The sequence below is a fragment of the Dysgonomonas sp. HGC4 genome, from assembly GCF_001261715.1.
Classification (GTDB): Bacteria; Bacteroidota; Bacteroidia; order Bacteroidales; family Dysgonomonadaceae; genus Dysgonomonas_A.
This window is the reverse complement of the sequence record NZ_CVRU01000001.1, coordinates 15,810-20,235: the sequence shown is the minus strand read 5'-3', so window position 1 is coordinate 20,235 and position 4,426 is coordinate 15,810. Positions and strand designations below refer to the sequence as shown.

At 36.9% G+C, this 4,426-nt stretch carries 3 protein-coding genes; all 3 read right to left on the bottom strand.

The genetic code is table 11. The features are described 5' to 3' along the window. Positions 1 to 104 precede the first annotated feature (104 nt). Positions 105 to 842, bottom strand: a complete 738-nt coding sequence (locus HGC4_RS00090; RefSeq protein WP_050708080.1) for a TorF family putative porin — start codon at positions 840 to 842, stop codon at positions 105 to 107. Between the two features lie 291 nt (positions 843 to 1,133). After that, positions 1,134 to 3,305 (bottom strand): alpha-N-acetylglucosaminidase, encoded by a 2,172-nt coding sequence (locus tag HGC4_RS00085; protein WP_050708079.1) that lies wholly within the window; start codon positions 3,303 to 3,305, stop codon positions 1,134 to 1,136. Between the two features lie 157 nt (positions 3,306 to 3,462). Continuing rightward, a partial coding sequence (locus tag HGC4_RS19005; protein ID WP_255349812.1) for an HAD-IC family P-type ATPase occupies positions 3,463 to 4,426 on the bottom strand: 964 nt, incomplete at its 5' end.

The following is a 4,426-nucleotide window of genomic DNA, read 5'->3' as shown; positions in this document are numbered from 1 at the left end:
GGTCTCAGACCTATTTGTTACTTTGATTAGCATTCTCTACAACCGACAGTTATTATTAATTCAGATTGAAGTATATACCTACTGTTTATTATTACTTTATATTCTTATCTAAGTGTTATTCCGAATACAAAGTTGATATCTTCGTGAACCGGGTTTACTATCACATTAGCAAATATGGGTACACTGAACGAATCTGTTATTTTAATTTCTTTTGATGCCCCCAATTGCACTGATGTAAAACTGAATTTGTCTGTACCATAAATTGTACTAGCCCAAGGTGTAAAACCTGTACTAATTTTGAATCCAACTTCTTTTATTGAGAAAGGATAAGCCAATTCGACATAAGTGGAGAACGAATTATCTCCGTTTACTTTTTTATTGGCTTGCCCCAATAGGAATGTATTCCATGAAAGAGTAAGAGGAAAAGATTCAGGAAGAGTATAAGCTATGGCTGTTTCGAAAGAGTGCCCCACATTACCGGCAGTAGGAGCACTAAAATAATGGAATGCACCCTCACCATCCCACCAATAGTCGGTAGCGGTAATCGTAATGTTATTACTCGAATAAGCTGCATAAAAGTCTACCTCTTTATGATTATTACTTGTAACATCCACCGATCCCCATACACCTAGAGTAAATCCACTTAAGGATGCCGATACTGCCGGTTGTGCGCTTGCTCCGGCAGCTTGTTTGATTCCCCGCCAAACGTAACTACTAACAAGGTCGGCAGAAAGATTTGCCTTCAATTTTGATTCAGATTCAGATTCAGATTGAGCTGAAACTTCAATAGTAGATAGTGAACAACATGCCATTAAACCTAAAATACACTTTTTGCCCCTCATACTCAAATTACTTTAAAGATGTTAATAATTTATATATAGCAGAAATTTGAAACCTAAAACCTAAAATATGTGTCATATATCACACCCACACCACGAAAGTAAATCTTTTTGTTTAAATATGAAAGTTTTCAAAACACTTTTTAATCAAAATGTTTATTTTTATTTAATAATATGTCAAAATGCTCTATATTTACCAAATAATCTTTCCTTATAAACCAATCACAAAAAAAAAGCGTCTCCACCTATTTTTCAATAGATGGAGACGCTTCGTTTTTAAATTCGTCTTTTATCTTATGGCAGGTAACCTACATATCTACCATATATTATTTTACTTCGTTCTATTGGACTTTCACTCGAAGTGTTCGGATACAAATTCCTTTTAAGTGTCCATGCTTCTTCCATTTTGTAAAAATCTATTTCAGAAGGATTATCCCCATTTAGCTTTTCTTCCAAATAGGCAAAATAGGCACTCCATCTGGGGTAATATACATCACGCAACAAACCCGACCACAACTTATAGGCATAATCTCTCAATCCTCCCTTTTCTGCTGCATTATGTGGCCCCCACGTGGTTATTTGTGTGCGTGCATTCCATTCATAGAGCTTCTTCTCAGCATCCGTGCTTCCTATCTTTTTAGATTGCTCCAACCATCTACCAAGCATAAATTCAGGCTTTGTTTCCAACAAACTGTCCTGAGCTAATATAAGCGCAAGAAAATCATGACTTAATTCTTTAAACCTCTCCTTATTTTCACTCTCATAAGCCTCGCTCACCTCCTTCTGTAAATAATACGCTTTATCTGATATTGCCTGACGGATAACTTCTATCAGATCATGTTCAAAATTGGCATTACCTCTATAATTATCTGCAACCGAAAGCATATATTGAGCAGTCAAACGTATAGAATCCGTACTGTAATAGATACGAGAAGTCCCCCATGAAGAAACGCTCTTAACATCCAAGGCTGGTCGAGCACACAATACTGACTCAACAGGTCCTTCTTGGGTATAAGCTTTAGGGCAATTATATATTGTGTTTCCTAATATCTGCCAAGCTATTTTTAATGCTTCGTTTTCACCTCCATACCTAGTTGTAGCGTATTCGGCAAGCCATATATCTTTATTGATTTTCTCATTTCTCCAAGGTAACTCAAATAGCAACTCATACATCATTGGATTATTCTCTATACCCTCCATTGTTGCGCCTACGCCAACCAAAGTTTGCCCGCTGTTATGGTGCTGTGCATTATAATACCCATCAATAAGAGCATCCATTTTACCCATTAATCCGGGTCGTTCTCCAAAGTTGAGCAACATACAGTACACCCAATTATGTTTACCATAGCCATCTTCTCTATACCATGATGATTCTTTATCTCCCCACATAGGACGGCTTTCGCTAAACAGATCAAGAATAAGCAAATCTCCTTTGTCTAGATTCTCTATCATTTGTGGACGAGGATTAGCTTGCCACGCTTGTGCCACCCATGTTGCATCGGGATTAGCTTTCTTCATGGCTCGCATGATTGCTTTTCCAGCCAAATCAAGATCAACCCCCTCTATGCTTCCGCCCTCATGAAAGGGATCTATTGCATAATAGTTAGCTTTACCGAATAGCTTTTCTAGTTCTGAATAATATAAATCAGCTATTTTCTCAAAATTAGGATCAGTCGGTTGCAAAAAAGCTGGTCGTCTAAAATCGCACCATAAGCCGGGATCAGAAACATTCACGCCCAACTTTCCTTTCGCATTACTGGGTAACATACCTGCATATCCTGGAAATACGGGTTGAATACCGTACTCCCTCATACGATTTACTATATTCTTTTGTAGCTCAACTTGTTGCTTATACCACCGATCGGGGTTGGGACCACCCCACCCTTCAAGATTATTCATATGCCACCACGCAAGAAATCCAGACCCTGCAATAAACTGATTGATCTCATCTTTCGAATATCCTAACTTATCAAGCACATTATACCAAACTGTTTCTGTTCCGGTTAAAGCTAGTGGAAGATTCACTCCATGCAGAGCCATCCAGTCCAGTTCTTTTTCCCACCGTTCCCAATCCCAGAAAGCCATCGAATAAGAATATGTACAATAGTTGAGGTAATATCTCAATTGTTTCTCAGTTTCCCTTCTTTCTTTCTTTTTTACCATAGGTAATTTTTCAGGTAAGGTTGTTGTCATGGCATTCCACGAAAGATGTATGTGTGCATAATATTTCAGATACCAATTAAGACCGGTAGCAATACCCACATAATTATTTCCCCGAATCACAACTTTATCTTCGTCTTGATCAAGTTCGAAAAAATCTTTTTTCTGATTAGTCTCTATTAATTCAATTTTGAATTTTCGGGATGATCCTTTATCTATTCTTTCTAAAAGATTATTTACAGGATTAGCTTTAACTACAAAGCTTAGCATAGTCAATAGACTAAGTAGTAATAGGTGTTTTTTCATAGTTATTCATAGTTAATAAAAAAGTGGATAAATATATTATTACTTATCCACTTTCTGTGTTTTAAGGCTTCACGCCTTTTTATCGCTTTTGGTAAGTACGACTACAATGCTTAGTTGCAGTATTAAACACCAATATCATTCAATAAAATTCAGTCGATCATTTCTTTTGGAATAGTCTAACTAATTCACCAATCCAAAGAACGAATGATGTAGCACCAATTATGATTCCCCAATCTTTAAGCAATAAAGGTACTGTACGGAATACATCTCCTCCAAATGTTACAATCAATACCTGCCCTGCAAGAATAATTCCTGCTACAATTATAAATCCGAAACTATCTTTCATACCTGCAAAAGCAGATTTTCCTGTTTGGAAAGCTTTAGCATTAAACATATTCCAGAACTGTAACAATACAAATACAGTAAAGAAATAAGATAAGAAATAAGCATAACGATTTTCAGCATCTATATAATCGAAGAATGTATCTAAGTTTGCTTGTACATTGAAGTAGAACAACATTGCCATAAGGATACCGACGAATACAAGTCCGACAAATAATATTTTGCTTCTCATTGGAGGCGTAATAATAAAGTCAGTGTTTTTACGAGGCTTTTCATTCATCACATTCGGGTTAGGAGGTAATGAAGCCAGAGCTCCCGCAGCAAATGTATCCATGATAAGATTTACCCATAGCATCTGAGTTACAGTCAACGGCAATTCATGTCCGAAGATTGAACCTAAGAATACCAGAAGAAGTGCAGCAACGTTTATCGTTAATTGAAATAAAATGAAACGTTGAATATTTTGATATAACGAACGTCCCCACATTACAGCAACAGCAATACTGCTGAATGAGTCATCCAATAAAGTAATATCACTAGCCTCTTTAGCAACCGATGTTCCCGATCCCATAGAAAGACCCACATCTGCATGGTTTAAAGCCGGAGCATCATTCGTACCATCACCCGTAACAGCTACAATTTCGCCTGATTGCTTTAAAAGCGAAACCAAACGTTGCTTGTCAGAAGGACGTGCACGGCACATAATCTTAAGACCTTTTATTCTATTAAGAGCTTCTTGATCTGATAATGCTTCAAAATCTGGACCTGTAATAATATTA